This window comes from Acinetobacter sp. DMC2 (genome assembly GCF_056314305.1).
Map to the genome: position 1 here is coordinate 150,120 of NZ_JBQUYP010000008.1, position 20,661 is coordinate 170,780.

Genomic DNA, 20,661 nt, shown 5'->3' on the forward strand with positions numbered 1-20,661 from the left:
TTTCATGGAACTCACTTTAGGTCTAGTTGCAATTGCATCTGCTATCTTGATCGCTTTCGGTGCTTTAGGTACTGCGATTGGTTTTGGTCTTTTGGGTGGTCGCTTTTTAGAAGCTGTTGCTCGTCAACCAGAATTGGCTCCACAACTTCAAACTCGTATGTTCTTAATCGCGGGTCTTCTTGATGCTGTGCCTATGATCGGTGTTGGTATTGGCTTGTTCTTCATCTTCGCTAATCCATTTGTAGGTTAATCATCTTAATTCCTAAATCCACTATTTGAGGAATTGCAATGAATATCAACCTCACATTGATTGGTCAAGCGATTGCGTTTGCATTCTTTGTTGCATTCTGCATGAAGTTTGTTTGGCCACCACTAATCAATGCGATTAGTGAGCGTCAGCGTAAAATTGCTGATGGCTTAAATGCAGCAGAAAAAGCGAAAGCTGATCTTGCCGATGCACAATCGCAAGTAAAGCAAGAGCTTGATGCAGCTAAAGCACAAGCGGCTCAATTGATCGAACAAGCGAACCGTCGTGCAGCACAATTGATCGAAGAAGCTCGTACTCAAGCTGCGGCTGAAGGTGAGCGTATTCGTCAACAGGCTAAAGAAGCTGTTGATCAAGATATCAATTCTGCTCGCGAAGAATTACGTCAACAAGTAGCTGCTTTGGCAGTAACTGGCGCAGAAAAAATCCTGAACCAGCAAGTTGACGCAGAAGCTCATAATGCCATGCTGTCTCAGCTGGCTGCTAAACTTTAAGAGAGGCGAATCATGGCTGAACTCTTGACGTTGGCACGTCCGTATGCCAAAGCAGCATTTGCTTATGCTTCTGAGCAAGGTGCAACAGACAATTGGTCGAATGCGTTACAAGTGCTCAGTGCTGCGGTGCAAGACGAAGCATTTTCCGCTTATTTAAATCGCCCTGAACTTACTCCTGTGGAGCAAGTGAAGCTTTTTGCTAAAGTTTTAGGTGAAGGTCAATCTCAAGCAGTGTCTAACTTTTTGACACTTCTTGCAGATAATGATCGTTTAATGTTGTTACCTGAAATTGAAGCAGAATATGAACAGCTTAAATCACAGAATAACAACAATGTGGATGTCGTGATTGAATCGGCTTTCCCATTAACTGCTGAACAAGAGCAATTGTTGAAATCTGCTTTAGAAAAGCGTTTCAACAGCACTGTAACTGTTTCAGTTGAAGTTAAACCTGAGCTTATTGCAGGTGTTGTAATTCGTGCAGGCGATCAAGTGATAGATGATTCTGCGCTTAACAAGCTTGAAAAAATGCGTACTCGTCTTCTTGCATAATGCAAATGATGAAGACTGAACTAATAAAAGATTGAGGAATAGCGCAATGCAACAACTGAATCCATCCGAGATCAGTGCGCTCATTAAACAGCGTATCAGCGATCTGGACACCAGCGCGACCGCTAAAAACGAAGGTACCATTGTTATGGTATCCGACGGTATCGTGCGCATTCACGGTCTTGCTGATGCAATGTACGGTGAAATGATCGAATTTGACGGCGGCTTATTTGGTATGGCACTGAACCTAGAACAGGATTCAGTGGGTGCCGTTGTCTTAGGTAACTACTTAAGCCTTCAAGAAGGTCAAAAAGCTCGTTGTACAGGTCGTGTACTTGAAGTTCCAGTTGGTCCGGAACTTCTTGGCCGTGTTGTCGACGCTTTGGGTAACCCAATTGATGGTAAAGGCCCAATTGATGCAAAATTAACTGATGCTGTTGAAAAAGTAGCACCAGGTGTAATTTGGCGTCAATCTGTAGACGAACCTGTTCAAACTGGTTACAAATCAGTTGATACCATGATTCCTGTGGGTCGTGGTCAGCGTGAGTTGATTATTGGTGACCGTCAAACTGGTAAAACAGCGATGGCGATCGATGCGATTATCGCTCAGAAAAATTCTGGTATTAAATGCGTATACGTTGCGATTGGTCAAAAACAATCAACAATTGCAAACGTTGTACGTAAGCTAGAAGAAACTGGCGCTATGGCGTATACAACTGTTGTCGCTGCTGCGGCTGCTGATCCTGCTGCAATGCAGTACTTAGCTCCGTACTCTGGCTGTACAATGGGTGAATACTTCCGTGATCGCGGTGAAGACGCTCTTATTATTTATGATGATTTGTCTAAGCAAGCAGTTGCTTACCGTCAAATTTCATTGCTTTTGCGTCGTCCACCAGGTCGTGAAGCGTATCCGGGTGACGTATTCTATCTTCACTCACGTCTTCTTGAACGTGCTTCTCGTGTATCTGCTGACTACGTTGAGAAATTCACTAATGGCGCAGTAACTGGTAAAACTGGTTCTTTAACTGCATTGCCAATTATTGAAACTCAAGCAGGTGACGTATCTGCATTCGTACCAACGAACGTAATTTCGATTACTGACGGTCAGATCTTCTTAGAAACATCATTATTCAACGCAGGTATTCGTCCTGCTGTGAACGCGGGTATCTCTGTATCTCGTGTTGGTGGTTCTGCTCAAACTAAGATCATCAAAAAATTGTCTGGTGGTATCCGTACTGCTTTAGCACAATACCGTGAATTGGCTGCGTTTGCTCAGTTCGCTTCTGATCTTGATGAAGCAACTCGTAAGCAACTTGAACATGGTCAACGTGTAACTGAGTTAATGAAGCAAAAGCAATATGCTCCTTACTCAATTGCTGACCAAGCTGTTTCTGTTTATGCATCTAACGAAGGCTATATGGCTGACGTAGAAGTTAAGAAAATTGTAGACTTTGATGCTGCGTTAATTTCTTACTTCCGCGCAGAATATGCTCCGTTGATGAAACAAATCGATGAAACTGGTGATTACAACAAAGACATCGAAGCAGCAATCAAAGCAGGTATTGAAAGCTTTAAAGCGACTCAAACTTACTAAGTTCAGTTTTAGTTAAGTTTGGTTCACGGATCAACCTTCGGAAGCTCGAAAGAGCTTTCGAATACTAGGTTAAGCGTATGGCAAATTTAAAAGAAATTCGCGCCAAAGTAGCTAGTATCAAGAGCACGCAAAAGATTACTCGCGCGATGCAAATGGTAGCTGCTTCTAAAATGCGTCGTGCGCAAGAGCGCATGGCTCAGGGCCGTCCGTATGCCGATAATATGCGCCGTGTAATTGCTCACTTGGTCCAAGCAAACCCTGAATACAAACACCGTTATATGGTTGACCGCCCAGTTAAGCGTGTTGGCTATATCGTAGTGTCTTCAGATCGTGGTTTGGCAGGTGGCTTGAACATTAACTTGTTCAAGAAAGTTGTGCAGCATGTCAAAGCACAACAACAGCAGTCAATTGAAGTTGAATTTGCTTTAATTGGTCAAAAAGCGGTTTCGTTTTTTAAGAATTACGGCGGTAAAGTGCTTGGTGCAACTACCCAACTTGGCGATGCGCCGAGTTTGGAACAGTTAACTGGCTCAGTACAAGTTATGCTTGATGCATTTGATAAGGGCGAATTAGATCGTATCTACCTCGTATCAAATGGCTTCGTTAATGCAATGACTCAGCAGCCTAAAGTAGAACAACTTGTTCCTTTAGCACCAGCAGAAGAAGGCGATGATCTCAACCGTACTTATGGTTGGGACTATATCTACGAACCAGAAGCAGAAGAATTGTTAAATGGTTTGTTGGTTCGCTATATCGAGTCTATGGTTTATCAAGGTGTGATTGAAAACGTTGCATGTGAGCAGTCAGCTCGTATGGTCGCGATGAAAGCAGCGACAGACAACGCAGGACAACTGATTAAAGACCTACAACTCATTTACAACAAGCTGCGTCAAGCCGCGATTACTCAGGAAATTTCCGAGATCGTTGGCGGTGCCGCTGCCGTTTAACATTATTAAGTTTGAATTGAGGAGACAGCAATGAGTAGCGGTCGTATCATTCAGATCATCGGCGCGGTTATCGACGTCGAGTTTGAGCGCAATAGCGTTCCTAAGATCTATGACGCTCTCCAAGTTGACGGTACTGAAACTACATTAGAAGTTCAGCAACAGCTTGGCGATGGTGTTGTTCGTACCATCGCAATGGGTTCTACAGAAGGTCTTAAACGTGGCCTTAACGTAACCAGCACAAATGCACCGATTTCTGTTCCAGTAGGTCCAGCTACGCTTGGTCGTATCATGGACGTTTTGGGTCGCCCGATTGATGAAGCAGGTCCTGTTGCGACTGAAGAGCGTTTGCCGATTCACCGTGAAGCACCTTCTTATGCTGAACAAGCAGCTTCTACTGATCTTTTAGAAACTGGTATTAAAGTAATTGACTTACTTTGCCCGTTTGCAAAAGGTGGTAAAGTTGGTTTATTCGGTGGTGCGGGTGTTGGTAAAACCGTTAACATGATGGAGTTGATCAACAACATCGCGAAAGCTCACTCAGGTTTATCTGTGTTTGCTGGTGTTGGTGAGCGTACTCGTGAAGGTAACGACTTCTATCACGAAATGAAAGATTCTAACGTTCTTGACAAAGTAGCAATGGTCTACGGTCAGATGAACGAGCCACCAGGTAACCGTTTACGCGTAGCGTTAACTGGTTTGACTATGGCTGAATACTTCCGTGATCAAAAAGACGAAAATGGTAAAGGTCGTGACGTATTATTATTCGTTGACAACATCTACCGTTATACACTTGCAGGTACTGAAGTATCAGCATTGTTAGGTCGTATGCCATCTGCGGTAGGTTACCAACCTACACTTGCAGAAGAAATGGGTGTTCTTCAAGAGCGTATTACATCTACTAAATCTGGTTCGATCACATCGATCCAAGCAGTATATGTACCTGCCGATGACTTAACAGATCCATCGCCTGCAACTACATTTGCTCACTTAGATGCAACAGTAGTATTGAGCCGTGACATCGCATCTTCTGGTATCTATCCAGCGATCGATCCACTTGACTCAACTTCACGTCAGTTAGACCCATTAGTTGTTGGTCAAGAGCATTATGAAATTGCTCGTTCTGTACAGAACGTATTGCAACGTTATAAAGAGCTTAAAGACATTATCGCAATCTTGGGTATGGATGAGTTAGCTGAAGAAGATAAATTGGTTGTTTACCGTGCGCGTAAAATCCAACGTTTCTTCTCTCAACCATTCCACGTAGCTGAAGTGTTTACTGGTGCTCCTGGTAAATTAGTACCACTTAAAGAAACGATTCGTGGCTTTAAAGGTCTATTAGCTGGTGAATACGATCACATCCCAGAACAAGCGTTCTATATGGTTGGTGGTATTGACGAAGTGATTGCTAAAGCTGAGAAACTCTAATTTAAGGAGATCATCTCATGGCGACTATGCAATGTGATGTCGTAAGTGTTAAAGAGTCTATTTACTCTGGCGCAGTGACGATGTTAATCGCGAAAGGTGCTGGTGGTGAGCTTGGTATTTTACCAGGACACGCTCCACTCGTAACCTTGCTTCAACCGGGCCCGATTCGTGTTCAGTTGGAAAATGGTACAGAAGAAATCGTCTATGTATCTGGTGGTGTTTTAGAAGTTCAACCTCATGTTGTAACGGTTCTTGCAGATACTGCAATCCGTGCAGACAATTTGGATGAAGCTGCAATTTTAGAAGCACGTAAAAATGCTGAACAATTGCTTGCGAACCAAAAGAGTGATTTGGACTCAGCTGCTGCTTTGGCATCTCTATCAGAGATTTCAGGCCAGCTTGAAACAATCCGTAAAATCAAAAACCGCGCTCAATAAGACGCGGTTCGAGATTGAAAAAGCCACCGTAAGGTGGCTTTTTTTTAATAATTTTTTAGGTAGAAAAAAATTAATATTTTTATTCAAAATAATATATTTTTAATGTAAATTTGCGTCTCGAAACTTAAATCATCATAAATAAGAGATACTTAAAATGAATTTCAAATATTGGTTACCTATTCTTGTTTCTACAGCATTTGTTGGATGTGCATCTGTACCACAAGCCAATCCGCAATTAGCTCAGCAAGCAAAACAATTGACAGCCCCGACAAATGGAAATGCGGTAATTTATGTATACCGTTCTAATAATGTAGTCGGCAGTGCTTTGAAAAAAGATGTGTGGGTAGATGGAGAATGTTTAGGAGAAACTGCACGTGGTATATTCTTTTATAAAGAGGTTTCCGGTAATCAAGAGCATACTGTTTCAACTGAATCAGAGTTTTCTCCAAATCATTTGAAATTTAAAACTGAAGCTGGGAAAAATTATTTTGTACAGCAGTATATTAAACCCGGTGTTTTTGTCGGTGGAGCTAACCTGAAATTAGTAGATGATACACAAGGCCAGAAAGCAATTAGTGAGTACCATCTGGCCGAGATAGGTAAATGTAGTAAAGCCACTATAGCGCTTACCAACTAAATTAAAAAAAGCCACCGTAAGGTGGCTTTTTTTATAAGTTAATTTTTAAGATTCAGTTTTTGAGTCTGATTTTTCATCTCCAGCCATAATCATGGCAGCAAGCTTCACCATATCCATTTGAATAGTATTCAGCTGTTTTTCAATTTGGTCAAAATTGATTTGATCTAATTTCCCATTTAATAACGGCATACTAAGAGCTTGTTGATTGGCATGTAGTAAACTTTGGCGGATATTCTCAATTTCCTGACTTTTGATATCTAAGGTGAGAAGGGTTTGATTTAAAGCTTGTAGTTGCTGTTTTAAAGTTGAAACAGTTGTTTTTAATTCACTTTGATTCTTATCTTGAATTGCTTGTTCAACGTCAAGTTGAGTGTCTTTAAGCTGTTCAACATAATCTCCAGCTTTAAGCTGTAAATTAGCAGCATCTCGGACCATATAAAAAATATTGCCGCTTTTGAGTTCAGTTTTGCTAGGAGCAATATCTGATTCTTGTCGTTCAATAGCTTGATCAGATGCCTGTTCACTTATTTCAGTATTTTCTTGTTCAGTAGCATGATCTCGTGCTTGATCACACCCGAGTAAAAGCATGCCTGAGGCAAAAATTACAAAAGGAAGAAATGCACCCTGTAAAACTTTTTTCATAACTACAAACAACATCAAATAAAGCAAATAGGTACTATAGGCATAAAATATGGAGAAAGATTGTATTTTTGCAAACAAACAACACTTTGAGCAGATAATAAAAAAGAGCGTAGAAACGCTCTTTTTCACGTTTTTAAAAACGTTATTTTGCTAACTCTGCTTCAACGGCTTTAACAATTTGTTCGTCATCAGCAGTTAGGTTTGGAGCAAAACGAGCTACTACCTCGCCATTTTTATTAATTAAGAATTTTTCAAAGTTCCATAAAACTTCTGGAGCTGGATTAGTTGGAATACCTAAACCTTCTAAGCGTTCACGGAAAGGTCCTTCACCAGTACGTTCTGGTTGAGCTGATGTCAAAGTTGCATAAAGTGGATGCTTATCTTCACCTGCAACAGACACTTTAGAGAATAAAGGAAAGTGAACATCGTAATTTAATGAACAAAATTGCTGAATTTCTTCATCAGAACCTGGTTCTTGCTCTTTAAAGTTGTTTGCAGGGAAACCTAAAATTTCAAGACCTTGATCTTTTTTTGCTTGATAAAGCTTTTCTAGACCTTCGTATTGTGGAGTTAAACCACATTTAGAAGCAGTATTTACAATAAGTAAAACCTTACCTTTGTATTGTTCGAGGTCAACCGTTTCGCCTGAAATGGCTGTTACTGGAATGTGATATACAGATTGTGTCATGAGTCTTTCCTGAAGATTGTAATTGATATCAAGTAACGCATTTGTTTTAACTGCTATTGATGAGCAGTGCAATAATATTCGTGTTCAAAAAAGAAAAAGTTTTTAAAGATAAACTAAATTCTAGTTATTTCTAATTTGTATAGGTGTTTGCCCAGTATAGCGTTTAAAAAACTCGATAAAACTTGAGCTATGTTGATAACCTAAATCGTATGCTAAACGCTTAATGGATGTCCCTTGGCGGATCTGATGAATGGCATAAACAATTTTGGCTCGGTTACGCCATTCCGACAACGAAAGCTGAAGCTCTTGTTGACTCAAACGTAATAAGTGACGATCACTCACTGAGAAATTTTGTAGCAACTGCTGTAAAGAGTGATCAAAAAGTAATGGATCTGAGAGTTTTTCTAGTATAGGCAATAAAACAGGATGTCGCGTTTGCGGTAAATAATGTGAATATGCAGGAGCTTGTTTAAGTTGATCGAATAAAACTTGTAAAAGATGTTCTAAATATTCAGGTTTTTCGATTTGTTTTTGCTGTTCGAGAATTTGTAAAACTAAGGTTCGAAAGAAAGGCTGAATACTAAAGCATTTACAGACGTCACCTAAAATAGAACATAGGCGTGGATGCAGGCGAATACAGATATAGTGAATTTCATGGTCGATATGAGTGGATTGATGAACAGTTTGAGGTGGAATCCAAAGACCATAGCTAGGGGGAGAAAGATATAGTTGTTCCTCGACTTGTATTTCTAAAATACCATTTAAGCTGAAATTAAAATCCCCCCAGAGAGAAGCATGAGGACGAACAATATCTTCTTTTTGGTATAGAAACTCATGAACTTCTATACTGTTCAATAAAGAAAATTGCTGGTCCTCATTTTTCATTTATTTACTCTGACTTATATTTTAATTTTCACAAGTCGCTTTAGGATTGTTTAAACCTTTTGCTAAGGTGAATGTACTTAGTAATGCTAGGGCAACAAAGCTTAATACGCCATAAATTAAAGTATTTTCATTGAAATGATCAACTACATATCCACCTAATAATGAGCCTGTCGCAATCATCACCTGAAACATACCTACAAAAAGCGGCATACCCTTTTCAACTGCATTTGGTGCATGTACAAACATCCAGATATTTGCTGAGGTAGGGAAAGCGCCAAATGCGAAGCCCCATAAAGCTGTTAAGACAATAGCACCAAATTCATGAATGGCAAAAAGTGGGAATCCAAAAAATACAATTGCAAAGCAAGCACTAACAAAGGCAAGTGTATATCGGACATTTAAATTGCCGCTATATCCGGCAAATGCATTTCCGAAAATACCTGCAATTCCATAGAGCAATAATAATGAACTAATTGTTGTGCCGTTAAAGCCTGCAATATTTTTGAAGAAAGGTGCTAAATAGCTATAGGCACAAAAATGAGCAAGTCCGATCAGTAAAACAATCAACATACCGCTACGTGCTTTAGGGGTGCGTAATAATGCTGGTAAGTCTCTTATATGAATTGCGGAGTCTGGGACAAGTTTAGGTAAAAAGATTAACTGTAAGATTAAAACAATTAAACCAATTCCTGCGGTAATTCCAAAAGCGCTGCGCCAACCATAAAATTCACTTAACCATGTTCCAATCGGAACACCTAAAACTGTAGCAAAAGTTACACCTGCCATCACTACAGCTGTTGCTTTAGCAATAGGAAGATGTGAGGGAGCTAATTTCCCACTTAAAGCAATTGCTGTCGCCCAGAATCCACCAATTGAAATACCTAAAATTAAGCGACTGAGCAATAAAACATGGAAGTTTTCTGCAAAGGCAGTAATGGTATTTGCAATAACCATAATGGCTGTCAGCAAGATAAGCACATAACGCCGATCAAGTTGTTTCACGGATACAGGTAATAGAGGGGCGGCAATTGCTGCCATAATGCCGGGTACAGTAATGATAAGACCAGCTGTGCCTACAGAAATATTTAAATCTGTTGCAACACTATTTAAAACACCAACAGGTAAAAATTCACTTGTTACTAATGCAAACGCTGCAATCGCAACGGCCAAAATGGCAAACCAGCTCCCTTGAGGGGAGGTCGTGGGTCGCGCTTTAGAAATAGAAGATTGGTCCATAGGAAATCCTTACTTGGCTAAATTTAGAGTGAAGAAAGGCAATTTATTAATTAACTAACGATCATTATGAAAATAAAATAGTTGATAAAAAATCGAACGTCAATTAATTTAATAACGATTGTTATAAAAATAGATGTGATCTTTATGACAAATAGGCATGAAACGAATTTAGCTGTTACAGAAGACGCGCTGAAAAAAAAGCGTGGACGCCCTAAATGCTTTGATGAACAACAGGTTTTGCAAAAAGCAATGTTGCTGTTTTGGGAGCATGGTTATGAAGCAACGTCTATTAGTGATTTAACACAAGCTTTGGAAATTACAGCACCGAGCTTATATAGTGCCTTCGGCGACAAAGAAGGGCTGTTTTACAGATGTGTTGATTACTATTTAGCTCATGAAGGATGTCCGATTGACACTATATTTGTAGAAGCAAAAACTGCAAAAATTGCTGTTGAGTTATATCTTTATGATATTGTTAAAAGACTGGTTCAGCCGAATAAGCCAGCTGGTTGTATGGTGGTTGTTGCTGCTATGAATTGCTCTGATGCAACTCAAGATGTACAGCAAAATCTATTAGATAAGCGCATAAAGACAAAAGAAAAATTATTAAAACGTCTTCAGCAAGGAGTAGAGCAAGGGGATTTATCTTCTCATGCTCCTTTACAGGAAATGACTGATTTTTATACCACTGTCATTCAAGGGCTGACTATTCAAGCAAGAGATGGTGCGAGTAGCGAGCAATTACATAAAGTGGTAGGCCATGCGGTGAAAGCTTGGACATTATTTTAGATTCTAGAAAAAGATGATGTCCTAAGTTCAATATCAATGTCGGAAATACGATATTTCAATTTATTAAGACATTCTTCAAAATAAAATCTCTTTTGTAGATGGTGTATTACTATGAGTCAGGTCATGAAATATCACAAATGGGCATTTATTTTTCCCATTTTGGCAGTACTGATTTGGTCTTTAAATATTGTAGTCACCCGCTATGTCTCGGATTATATTTCTCCGGTAAGTATTAGTTTTTATCGGTGGTTGATTGCTTTTATTATTTTGACTCCATTTATGTTTTTGCCTGTTTGGAGACAAAGACGATTATTAATACCATATTTACCTAAGCTGGCTGTGTTAAGTGCATTTGGAATGGTGCTTTATCAAGGACTTGCTTATACGGCTGCCCATTATACCAGTGCAACCAATATGGGAATTGTGAATGCATTTATTCCTATCTTTACAATCTTTGTTTCGCTTGCGATTTTAAAAGATGTGCCTAATCGATTTGCAGTTTTTGGCAGTATTTTATCTTTCTCTGGTTTGCTATATGTTATGTCCCAAGGGAATATTAGCCACTTATTAAGTGGAGGCGGACATCTTGGTGATGCATTGATGATTATTGCCGTATTCTTCTATGCATTTTATGGGGTTTTCCTTAAAAAATGGCAGCTTCCACTTCCAATCATGACAAGCTTATATGTTCAGATCGGATTTTCTGTAATATTTCATCTTCCTTTAATTTTTTGGTTTGGACTAGATGCTTTAAATGCACAAAATGCACCAAGTGCTATTTATGCAGGTGTATTTGCTTCACTCATTGCACCGTTAGTTTGGATGTTGGCTGTTCAACAACTTGGCCCGAATAGAACAAGTATTTTTATGAACCTGGTTCCTGTTTTTACAGCAGTTATTGCAAGCCTTTGGTTGTCTGAGCAATGGACCATCTATCACACAATAGGTGGTATTGTTATCTTAATTGGTATCATTATGGCTCAGAAAAAAGTCAGTCCTAAAAAGAGCAACTTAATGCAAGAGCAAAACTAAAGTCGTTAAAAAAACTATGGCATATTTTGAAAAAAACTCATGAAAATATGCCATTTTTTTCTTAGTTAAAGTTTTTCTATATGATTTATAAATAGTTTATAAAAGTAGGTTGAAATATAAATATTAAAAAAGCCGAGTAAAAATATTAATATAATTTTAATTTATAAGTGAAAAATCGTAAATTCCCTACACTTTTCATGCTTTTTTTAGAGAAATAATATATTTCTCTCATTTGATCTCTTACTACATAATAGCGACCACTACGAAAGACGTGCTTTTTTGCAAATTATCTTTCGTTGCAGAGATATCCAAACCCTCTGGATGCGGTATATACCCATCCTTTTTTATGCTCAGTTATCCCTATATAACTGAGCTTTTTTTTGTCTGAAATTAGGCGCGAATAATCTCTCCAGTGAGAGCATTAATAATTCTACTTGGTTGCTGACTTTGGCCTAAATCACCATTGAGATAGTTTAATTGTGAACCAAAGTATTGGCAGGCATCTTGTAGTGAATGAGCAGGTTCTTGCCCACTTGGGTTAGCACTTGTCGAGACAATAAAACCATGAAAAGCATTGCATAATGCCACACACAAAGGATGTGTGGTGACTCGAACAGCAACAAGTGGATGTTCACCTTTAATCCAAGAAGGAATATGTTCGCCAGCAGGCAATAGCCAAGTAGTAGCTCTTTCAGAAGGTTGATGATTCGTCCAACAATCAATAATTTCTTGTTGGGTTGTTTGAGGTAGCGAAGTGAGCAGGTGCTCAACTTGGCTAATATGACCTGCTAATAAAATTACTCCCTTTTCAATAGGCCTTTGCTTTAACTCAAGAATCTTTTGAAAAGCTTGTTCATTAAAAGGGTCGCAACCTAACCCCCACACTGCCTCAGTTGGATATGCCAAAACTTGACCTTGTTGTAAACATTCGGCTGCTTCGGTAACTGAGGTGGTAATCATGGTAATACTCTTCCTTTCAATCAGACAGAATTTTATTGTGCGCTCCAGCACTAAGAGCGACAACGTAAATACAGCCCTGATTGTTGCATACATAAACCAAGTAGTTCTAGTTCCATGAGTGAAGAGGTGAGTTCTGCCACAGGTTGAGAGTGGTGTATGACAAGCTGATCAATATTTTGTCCCACCCAGTCTAAAGACTGATAAAGGTTAATCAAATGTTCAGGAATTTCTGGAGCACAAGAAACCACGACCTCTTCAGTTGAGTTCTGTTGCTGACTTTGCCATTGAGTAGGTAAAGCAAGATCTTCAATAATTTGTTCAGGATGATCAACTAAAATGGCTCCTTCACGAATAAGTTGATGGCAGCCCTGATGAAACTCACTGTAAATATGGCCAGGAATGGCAAATACGGTTTTACCTTGCTCGGCAGCTTTGTTCGCAGTAATGAGAGAACCACTTTTTAAAGTAGCTTCTACTACTAACACACCTAAACTCAGGCCACTGACAATTCGGTTCCTACGAGGGAAATGCTGTTGTAATGGTGGCGTACCGGGCAAAAACTCAGTAATGATGGCGCCGTTTTGAGCCAAGATCTGTTCTGCAAGTTTTTTATTTTGAGCAGGGTAGGTACTATCTAAACCTGTTCCTGTCACGGCAATGGTACGTTGATGTGCTGAAGCCCCTTGGTGAGCAGCTTCGTCAATCCCATATGCCAAACCACTACTTACATAAAATCCTTTTTCACTTAAGTAATAAGCAAAATCATAAGCAACCTGACGGCCATGTGGGCTTGGTTTTCGACTACCGACAATCGCAATTTGTGGTTGTAACAAAGCTTGAGCTTGGCCTTTTCCAAATATGATGGGTGGATGGTCTGTATAAGGTAGTAATTGCGTAGGATAGCCAAGGTCTTCTGATGTTAAAATAAAGTCGGTATATTGCTGGATCTGCTCAATTAGTTTTTCAAACTGAGCTTGACCCTGAGCAGTTTGAAATTCATCTACGCGTTTTAAATGATTAGCATGTAACCCGAGATTGCACCATTGAGATAACCCAGCAGGTTGGACCGCTTTTTCACAGCCACCAAAATAATTGACAATTTTTTTGAAGCTAACTAATGAGTGTTGCACCAAATACCACACTTTAAGCGTGTGGTAATGGTGTGAAGAAAGTTGAGTAAGCATTGTAAAGGGTATATCCAGCGTTAATCATCAAAACGAGGTGGCTGAATACTTGAACCTACTTTAATAGGTAAGTCACTTTCTAATACGTAGGCATAGCTAAGCTGATCAAAAGTTCTAAAAACCATCAGACTACCAATTTGTTGTCCAGGCAACTGTATTGGTTCTTTGGTTTTAGGGTCTCGAATGGTCTCGCCTTTTTGAGTAATATCAAAAACTTGCCCTACTTGAATCCCTTGTGCTGTACCTCGGTCCAAAGTTACCACACTATTTTTTGCAGCGCTGCCAATTGAACCCATTACACGAATGATCTTACCAGCATCTGTAACTTGAGTGGCGTCTACCGGATAAAATAAAGTAGGTAATGTTGCTTCTTCCTCCGGCATAACCCGATCACCACGGCGTACTTCGGAATTGTAGCTATCAGTTAACTCCAGCGTTGTTATGTCTTTTTCAGAAGAGATCGCAATCCCTGAGGCAACTTGTTGCAGTTCAATACCTAGACTATGCTTTTTACCTTTACTGTCTGTGAAATAATAAGGTTCACCTTCACGGTAGACTGCATAACGTTGACCATTAACTAAACCTTGTCCACGCGCATAAATGGTTTGGCCTCTTGCGGCAAGCACGCGTTGATCAGCAGTTCCTACTACATAAGGAGTGTGTTCAATTGCATCGGCTGGCAAAATTGTGCTGTGTTCTAACCACTGTTTGATATGTTCAAGTGGAATAACAGGTACATTGTCGTTAAGCGATTCCACACGAACTTGAGGTTGCAAGTTTGTCATTTGGCCTGTGTAGCGACGAATAATGCCAACGCAACCATCTCCCTCATCTTTACCGATCAATGGTCGACCGGCTACACTGCATAACAACAATCGGTCACCAGGATAAATCCAGTGTGGATTTTTGACATGTTGATTATTTGCCCAGATTTCTGGCCAGCGCCAAGGTTTACTTAGGAAATGACCGGAAATATCCCACAGCGTATCTCCGCGTTTTACAACGTAGACATGTGGTGCATTACTTTTTAAAGAGGGTGGATTATGGTTCGGACTAGCAGCATGAACCTCTACTACTGTACCCATTGCAACCCCTGTAAAAAGTGCGAAAGCAAGTAAATGCTTTTTTATCCCCAAAGCATGAAATTCAACCATGCCGTTAAAAACCTTTTTCATTATGATAATTCCTAAAAATTATGCGTGCAGATGCGTTATAATAGGCGGCTTACACACAATTTTTCGATGAAGTATTTCCTTCATTTGGTTTTTCAATCAATGGCATAAGTGAGGACGTCAGTATGGCCTTATTACCTATTTTAAGTTTTCCTGATCCCCGTCTTCGTACCATTGCTAAGCCTGTTGAAGAAGTTACTGATGAAATTCGTCAACTTGCAGCAGATATGCTTGAAACCATGTATGCCGCACCAGGTATTGGTTTAGCAGCTTCACAGGTAGATCGTCATATTCAGTTAATCGTTATAGATTTATCTGAAGCTAAAGATGAACCCTTGGTTTTTATTAACCCCAAAATCACTCCACTGACAGAAGATAAGCAGCAGTACGAAGAAGGCTGCCTATCGGTGCCACAAATATACGACAAAGTTGAGCGCCCGTCACGTGTGAAAATTGAGGCAATTAACCTTGAAGGTCAAGCATTTGAGATAGAAGCTGATGGACTTCTCGCTGTTTGTATCCAACATGAAATGGATCACTTAAATGGCAAATTATTTGTGGATTATTTGTCGCCACTTAAACGCCAGCGTGCTCGAGAAAAAGTCGAAAAAGTTGTTCGTCAACGTGAGCGTGAAAAAGTTGCAGTAAAACGTTAAAAATTTCTATTCTTGAAACATTAATATAGTGTGGATGTGATTTTTGGTTTTTCGTAGTGGTTTACTGCTTGCATGTGCAGCAGTATTTTTACAGGTTGCGGTATTTCTACAGCCGCTTTTACCGAAGCAATATCAAATTGCTCCGGTCTGTGAAACTATTACCCGCGCTTTGCTTAAACCTAAAGCACAGACGGAAGTCATGTCACATACCGTGCATTCACATCATGAACATCATATTGAACAGGCACAAGCTTCTGGGCAACATGACCATCATGATGCAAATCACCAGTGTCAATATTGTACCGTCTATGCCAATCTGGTTTTACCACCTGAATTTGGTGTAAAAGAAGTTTTAGTCCGTATACAAGTCCGTTTAATTGCCTATCAACAAGCATTTCGACATGTTTACTTTGCGCTACAGCGACTTTTCCTACTCCCGCAAGGGCGTGCACCTCCTCTATTTGCATAAATAAAAGCAATTTTTTGTTGGGGTCTTAACTGACTTCAATATCACTTTATTTATGTTTTAGAGCGTATAAAAATGCCACATTCTAAATTCTTATTACAGCCTCTATGGGTTGCGATGCTTGCTGTCTCTCATTCGGGTCTAGTTTTTGCAGATTCAGAAAAAAATGATGTTGATACCAAAACACTTCACTCATTAGCACCTATTGTTGTTACAGCACAACAAGGTAACGATGCAAATGGTCTGATTGTACATGCCGACCCGAAACAGCCGATTCAGCCAGTACCTGCTACAGATGGGGCAGATTATCTACAAAGTATTATGGGTTTTAACTCAATACAAAGCGGTGGAACAAATGGTGATGTGACCTTCCGAGGTATGTTTGGTTCACGCATCAAAATTTTGACAGATGGAACAGAAAACCTAGGTGCATGTCCAAACCGTATGGATGCTCCAACTTCTTATATTTCTCCAGAAAGTTATGATCGTATTTCTGTCATTAAAGGTCCACAAACGGTTCAATATGCCAATACAGGCTCTGCTGCGACTGTTCTTTTTGAACGTCAGCCTGAGAAACTCACCTCTGAAAAACCTTATCGTGGACAAGCGAGTGTCTTATTAGGTTCATATGGACGTATTGACCATAATGTTGAAGCGGCCATTGGCGATGAAAAGAAATATATTCGTTTAAATGCCAACCGTTCAGAGTCTAATAGTTATCAAGATGGTGACGGCAATACCGTGCCTTCAGCATGGAAAAAGTGGAATGCTGATGTAGCACTTGGTTTCACCCCAGATGAAGACACATGGATTGAACTCACGGGTGGGAAATCTGATGGTGAATCGCTTTATGCTGGGCGTTCAATGGACGGTTCTCAGTTTGCGCGTGAAAGCTTAGGTCTGCGGTTCGAAAAGAAAAATATCACTGATGTCATTAAGAAAATTGAAGGGCAGGTGAACTACAGCTATAACGACCATATTATGGATAACTTTAGCTTACGTACTCCGCCATTAGTTGAAATGAATCATGGTGGTATGACCATGCTGATGCCGAACGCGATGGCAATGCAGGTAACGCGCCGTACATTAAACGCACGTTTGGCCATGACTTCTGAATGGAATAAGTGGAGTTTGATTACAGGTGTAGATTCTCAATTCAATAAACATGGCGGTAGCATGTCATCGCCAAATATGCCTTCTATGAATGTTCCATATCGTCAAGATATGCGTTTTCAATCATATGGTGCTTTTGGTGAGCTTGGTTATCAATGGAACGATCTCAACAAATTGGTTACAGGTGCACGTTTAGATCGAGTCACAGTTGAAGATGAACGTGCCGACTCTCAAGCACAAGGTTTTAACACCAAACTTGAAAAGACTTTACCAAGTGCATTTGTACGCTGGGAAAACCAATATCCTGAGCATGACCTAAAAAGCTATATCGGTTTAGGTTATGTAGAGCGTATGCCTGATTATTGGGAGCTTTTCTCGCCTAAACATGGTAATGCTGGCTCAACCAATACATTTAACGGTGTAAATCCTGAGAAAACACTACAGTTAGATCTGGGCTTCCAACAGCAACATGGTGCTTTAAATACATGGGCATCTGCTTATGCGGGCTTAGTAGATGACTACATTTTAATGAGTTACCACCATCACCCAAGTATGGGAATGGATGGGCATGACATGAGCCATGATATTACTGCGGGTGCCAAAAATGTCGATGCAACCATCGCAGGCGCGGAAGCTGGTATTGGATATCAATTTACCGACCATATTCAGGCAGATTTGAGTGCGATGTATGCGTGGGGTAAAAACACTACAGATGACAAACCGCTACCTCAAATTTCCCCTTTAGAAGGTCGTTTAAATATTCGCTATGTGGCTGATAAATATAACTTAGGTCTATTGTGGCGAGCTGTTGCTGAGCAAAACCGTGTGAGTCTACATCAAGGTAATATCGTGGGATATGACCTAAAACCAAGTAAAGGTTTTTCAACCCTTTCTTTAAATGGAAGCTATAACCTTCGTAAAGATATTGATGTCTCTGTTGGTATCGACAATGTATTAGATAAAACCTACACCGAACACTTAAACAAAGCGGGTAGTGCAGGCTTTGGATTTGCGAGTGAAGAGCAGTTTAACAATATCGGAAGAAATTACTGGGTTCGTATGAGCATGAAGTTTTAATAAGCTGTAGCGAATGAAATGAACTGAAATAATTAATTTAAAGAGAGAAATGAAATGACAAATAAATTATCGCCTGAGCAGTCTTGGTGGGGATGGAAGTTACTTATTGTGGCTTCTATCTTAAGCTTATTGTTTATGATCATTTTTTACTTGGCGATCAATAACGAACCTGACTATATGCCAAGTCAAAAAAATAAACAGATGATGGAGTCGCCTGAGCAAATGAACCACGCTGAAATGCACATGCACAGTTCATCAGCTCAATAAGCCCCTTAATATTTGAAAATGGAAGTCTGGTTAACGGGCTTCCATTTTTTATTTTTAGGTTTTAAAAGTTATTGATGCATACTCGCTAAGGTTTTTGCCTTACCTTGATTCTGATAAAGCGTTAAGCCAAGCTTTTGTATATTGCGACCTGACTTAGATAAAAACTTTTCAACTTTTGGTGAAAGCTTCGCACCACTATAAAGTAGTGAATTGCGCACAATCAAATAATAAGCAAACCATGAAGCAGACTGCTGAGGCAATCCAAGTAGTTTCATTCTTTTCTTACCAATAAAAAATTGGGTAAGTTCTAAATGTTGTCGATATGCAAGCTTCTGCTGTAACGAGCGTAAATGCAGATATTTTCTCTCAAAAGGCTCTTTAGATAAGCTCGATCCTAATTCAACACTGCTGTGATCGGAGCGAGGGTGAGCAAACTGCATCCAGTAAAGTAATCGCCAACCTTCAGTTTCAGATTGAATAAGCCATTTTTCATCAATACCCATCAACCAGCCAACATAACGCCAAAAATGTAAAAAACTCTTAGCTTCTTGTTTCGTTGGCCATACACCTAAAGCTCTAATACCGAGTAAAACCACACTGCTAAACGCTAAATTGGTCATTGCTAAATCAAACTGATTAAGAGGAATTCCCCAAACTTCGCTATTCCAACGATCAGACTTTTTCAATTGCCGGCGAACGAGTGCATGAATAAAGCGAACATAAATGGTTGAGGTAAAGCCTGAACCCAAACGAGAAAGCCCTTGAGGTTCAGTAATATTAACCCACCATTTTGTAGTCTCTGCTAAACGAGTACCCGCTTGTTTCTTCAATGCACCCGTTAAAATTAGAGGCTGATTAAATCCAGGATATAAATATCCTGCCATTAAAGATAAATCTCTAAGGATAAAACCATTATTTACGCCTAAACGATGAGTAAATTTAACAGCCTCATCAATTTGGCGCTGGTCTAACCATTCAGGCTTTTGTTCAATGTAATTAAAGAAATTCTCTAACTCAGTAGGTAAAGGCTCAGAGAGGTGATTGCGGCCTTGAAATAATATCTTTTCAAAAATCATGCGGTGATCTTTGGGATCTTGCATAACCCAATCAATCACCTTATCCATTTCAATGTCTCCTTCACAAAGAGCGCGTTGTAAAGACACATATTCTGTATAGTTTGGTTGAGCTGTTTTTTCGCAACAGATATTTAAAAACCGTGTAAAAAAATTACTGTCTTGCATGTCATTAAAAGGAGCAAGTCGAGTTGGGCTAATCGTTTGCATATCGTTACTTACTTATTAAACTGAATAATAAATAGGCTAATATGAATAATTATTCGCATTCAATTCGCATTTAACGAATAAACAACTGATGAGAAAATCCCCACAGCAACAGCGTTCAAAAATTATTGTTGACCATATTTTAGAGGCGACACAGCACTGTATTGCCCAATATGGATTACTACATGCCACAACTCCTAAAATTGCAGAGAAATCAGGAGTAAGTGTAGGTTCGATTTACCAATACTTTGAGAATAAAGATCAAATCATAGAAGAACTATTACGCCGTAAAAGCGAACTATTAGGACATCAACTTAAAGAGCTAGTTATGCAGCAAGGAAATATTCCTTTAGACCTGCTCATCCCCTTGGCGATAGAGCTAGGGTTTAATGCATTAAAAGCCGATCATGGATTTTTTATAGAAGTACTAAAACATTGGCATAACTATAGCCATTCGCAAGCTGCTCAGATTTTAGAAAAGCATTTTTTTGAAGTCGGGCTATATACATTTAGTAGAAATCCTCATCAGTGGGACTTCGAACAGGTGAAGCATAAATCCTTTGTAATTATTAATAGTACGCTTTTTACGATGATGCGATATGTGAGTCAGAACAATTTTCTTATATCAGAACAACAACTTAAGCAAGAATTATCGATGATGATACTGGCGTATTTAAGTCAAAAATAAATAATTAAAATAATTATTTATATAAAACAATAGGTTAAATTGGTTGTTGATTTAAAAGTGAACGCTCAAGTCATAAGTTTCTAATTATCGCTTGCAAAGGGATCTTAATGGTCTATAATGCACATCCATCGGCGGTGATGCAGATAAGAACTTGTTGAAAAACAGTTACTTGGAATTAAGT

Annotated in this window: 22 protein-coding genes and 1 pseudogene; 15 read left to right on the plus strand and 8 right to left on the minus strand. The window is 39.5% G+C overall.

Going from position 1 to position 20,661, the window contains the following annotated elements:
• Positions 1-4 precede the first annotated feature (4 nt).
• From atpE to ACT53H_RS17420, 8 genes are all read left to right on the plus strand, one after another.
• The gene (gene atpE, locus ACT53H_RS17385) at positions 5-250 is read left to right on the plus strand and encodes a F0F1 ATP synthase subunit C (RefSeq protein ID WP_000424060.1); all 246 of its coding nucleotides are present in this window, start codon (positions 5-7) and stop codon (positions 248-250) included.
• 38 nt (positions 251-288) lie between these two features.
• Positions 289-759: a F0F1 ATP synthase subunit B gene (locus tag ACT53H_RS17390; RefSeq protein WP_004795296.1), complete on the plus strand. Its 471-nt coding sequence runs from the start codon at positions 289-291 to the stop codon at positions 757-759.
• A gap of 12 nt (positions 760-771) precedes the next feature.
• Positions 772-1,308: a F0F1 ATP synthase subunit delta gene (locus ACT53H_RS17395; RefSeq protein WP_004795294.1), complete on the plus strand. Its 537-nt coding sequence runs from the start codon at positions 772-774 to the stop codon at positions 1,306-1,308.
• 46 nt (positions 1,309-1,354) lie between these two features.
• A complete protein-coding gene (atpA, locus tag ACT53H_RS17400) occupies positions 1,355-2,899 on the plus strand; it encodes a F0F1 ATP synthase subunit alpha (protein WP_004795293.1) in 1,545 nt (514 codons plus the stop codon).
• A gap of 77 nt (positions 2,900-2,976) precedes the next feature.
• Entirely contained in the window at positions 2,977-3,846 is an 870-nt protein-coding gene (gene atpG, locus ACT53H_RS17405) for a F0F1 ATP synthase subunit gamma (RefSeq protein ID WP_002114131.1), read from the plus strand.
• Between the two features lie 30 nt (positions 3,847-3,876).
• Positions 3,877-5,271, plus strand: coding sequence for a F0F1 ATP synthase subunit beta (atpD, locus tag ACT53H_RS17410; RefSeq protein ID WP_004795290.1), 1,395 nt, complete (start codon positions 3,877-3,879; stop codon positions 5,269-5,271).
• 17 nt (positions 5,272-5,288) lie between these two features.
• On the plus strand, positions 5,289-5,708 hold the full coding sequence (locus ACT53H_RS17415) for a F0F1 ATP synthase subunit epsilon (RefSeq protein ID WP_004795288.1): 420 nt from the start codon (positions 5,289-5,291) through the stop codon (positions 5,706-5,708).
• A gap of 154 nt (positions 5,709-5,862) precedes the next feature.
• Positions 5,863-6,345 carry a DUF2846 domain-containing protein gene (locus ACT53H_RS17420; protein ID WP_238612778.1) on the plus strand — a complete coding sequence of 161 codons (483 nt, stop codon included), beginning with the start codon at positions 5,863-5,865 and terminating at the stop codon, positions 6,343-6,345.
• A gap of 45 nt (positions 6,346-6,390) precedes the next feature.
• On the opposite strand, the gene ACT53H_RS17425 is transcribed toward ACT53H_RS17420, so the two are convergent.
• The 4 genes from ACT53H_RS17425 to ACT53H_RS17440 form a co-directional block, all read right to left on the minus strand.
• Positions 6,391-6,987, minus strand: a complete 597-nt coding sequence (locus tag ACT53H_RS17425) for a hypothetical protein (protein ID WP_476009755.1) — start codon at positions 6,985-6,987, stop codon at positions 6,391-6,393.
• 142 nt (positions 6,988-7,129) lie between these two features.
• Positions 7,130-7,675, minus strand: coding sequence for a glutathione peroxidase (locus tag ACT53H_RS17430; RefSeq protein ID WP_476009756.1), 546 nt, complete (start codon positions 7,673-7,675; stop codon positions 7,130-7,132).
• A 120-nt stretch (positions 7,676-7,795) separates the two neighbouring features.
• On the minus strand, positions 7,796-8,560 hold the full coding sequence (locus tag ACT53H_RS17435; protein WP_174759164.1) for an AraC family transcriptional regulator: 765 nt from the start codon (positions 8,558-8,560) through the stop codon (positions 7,796-7,798).
• 21 nt (positions 8,561-8,581) lie between these two features.
• Entirely contained in the window at positions 8,582-9,796 is a 1,215-nt protein-coding gene (locus ACT53H_RS17440) for an MFS transporter (RefSeq protein ID WP_004795280.1), read from the minus strand.
• 135 nt (positions 9,797-9,931) lie between these two features.
• Between ACT53H_RS17440 and ACT53H_RS17445 the strand changes: the two genes are divergently transcribed.
• Together ACT53H_RS17445 and ACT53H_RS17450 are read left to right on the plus strand one after the other, a co-directional pair.
• Positions 9,932-10,585, plus strand: a complete 654-nt coding sequence (locus ACT53H_RS17445) for a TetR/AcrR family transcriptional regulator (protein ID WP_151767486.1) — start codon at positions 9,932-9,934, stop codon at positions 10,583-10,585.
• A 111-nt stretch (positions 10,586-10,696) separates the two neighbouring features.
• Positions 10,697-11,617, plus strand: coding sequence for a DMT family transporter (locus tag ACT53H_RS17450; protein ID WP_476009757.1), 921 nt, complete (start codon positions 10,697-10,699; stop codon positions 11,615-11,617).
• Positions 11,618-12,007: 390 nt separating this feature from the next.
• Here the strand turns inward: ACT53H_RS17450 and tsaC are convergent, their stop codons facing one another.
• From tsaC to ACT53H_RS17465, 3 genes are read right to left on the minus strand one after another with little or no spacing between them, the layout of a single operon-like run.
• Positions 12,008-12,577, minus strand: coding sequence for an L-threonylcarbamoyladenylate synthase type 1 TsaC (gene tsaC, locus ACT53H_RS17455; protein WP_013199176.1), 570 nt, complete (start codon positions 12,575-12,577; stop codon positions 12,008-12,010).
• Positions 12,578-12,627: 50 nt separating this feature from the next.
• A complete protein-coding gene (dprA, locus tag ACT53H_RS17460; protein ID WP_174731515.1) occupies positions 12,628-13,761 on the minus strand; it encodes a DNA-processing protein DprA in 1,134 nt (377 codons plus the stop codon).
• 20 nt (positions 13,762-13,781) lie between these two features.
• Entirely contained in the window at positions 13,782-14,936 is a 1,155-nt protein-coding gene (locus ACT53H_RS17465) for a LysM peptidoglycan-binding domain-containing protein (protein ID WP_476009758.1), read from the minus strand.
• A 122-nt stretch (positions 14,937-15,058) separates the two neighbouring features.
• On the opposite strand from ACT53H_RS17465, the gene def reads away from it, so the two are divergent.
• The 4 genes from def to ACT53H_RS17485 all read left to right on the plus strand — a co-directional run bounded on the left by def (position 15,059) and on the right by ACT53H_RS17485 (position 18,512).
• A complete protein-coding gene (def, locus tag ACT53H_RS17470; protein WP_004795267.1) occupies positions 15,059-15,589 on the plus strand; it encodes a peptide deformylase in 531 nt (176 codons plus the stop codon).
• A 43-nt stretch (positions 15,590-15,632) separates the two neighbouring features.
• The gene (locus ACT53H_RS17475) at positions 15,633-16,058 is read left to right on the plus strand and encodes a DUF2946 domain-containing protein (RefSeq protein ID WP_476009759.1); all 426 of its coding nucleotides are present in this window, start codon (positions 15,633-15,635) and stop codon (positions 16,056-16,058) included.
• Positions 16,059-16,130: 72 nt separating this feature from the next.
• Positions 16,131-18,245 carry a TonB-dependent copper receptor gene (locus tag ACT53H_RS17480; RefSeq protein WP_476009760.1) on the plus strand — a complete coding sequence of 705 codons (2,115 nt, stop codon included), beginning with the start codon at positions 16,131-16,133 and terminating at the stop codon, positions 18,243-18,245.
• Between the two features lie 54 nt (positions 18,246-18,299).
• Positions 18,300-18,512 (plus strand): hypothetical protein, encoded by a 213-nt coding sequence (locus ACT53H_RS17485; RefSeq protein ID WP_174731527.1) that lies wholly within the window; start codon positions 18,300-18,302, stop codon positions 18,510-18,512.
• 68 nt (positions 18,513-18,580) lie between these two features.
• Here the strand turns inward: ACT53H_RS17485 and ACT53H_RS17490 are convergent, their stop codons facing one another.
• Positions 18,581-19,795 carry an oxygenase MpaB family protein gene (locus tag ACT53H_RS17490; RefSeq protein WP_476009761.1) on the minus strand — a complete coding sequence of 405 codons (1,215 nt, stop codon included), beginning with the start codon at positions 19,793-19,795 and terminating at the stop codon, positions 18,581-18,583.
• An 88-nt stretch (positions 19,796-19,883) separates the two neighbouring features.
• Here ACT53H_RS17490 and ACT53H_RS17495 point away from each other — a divergent pair.
• A pseudogene (locus ACT53H_RS17495) lies at positions 19,884-20,451 on the plus strand (TetR/AcrR family transcriptional regulator).
• Positions 20,452-20,661: the final 210 nt, after the last annotated feature.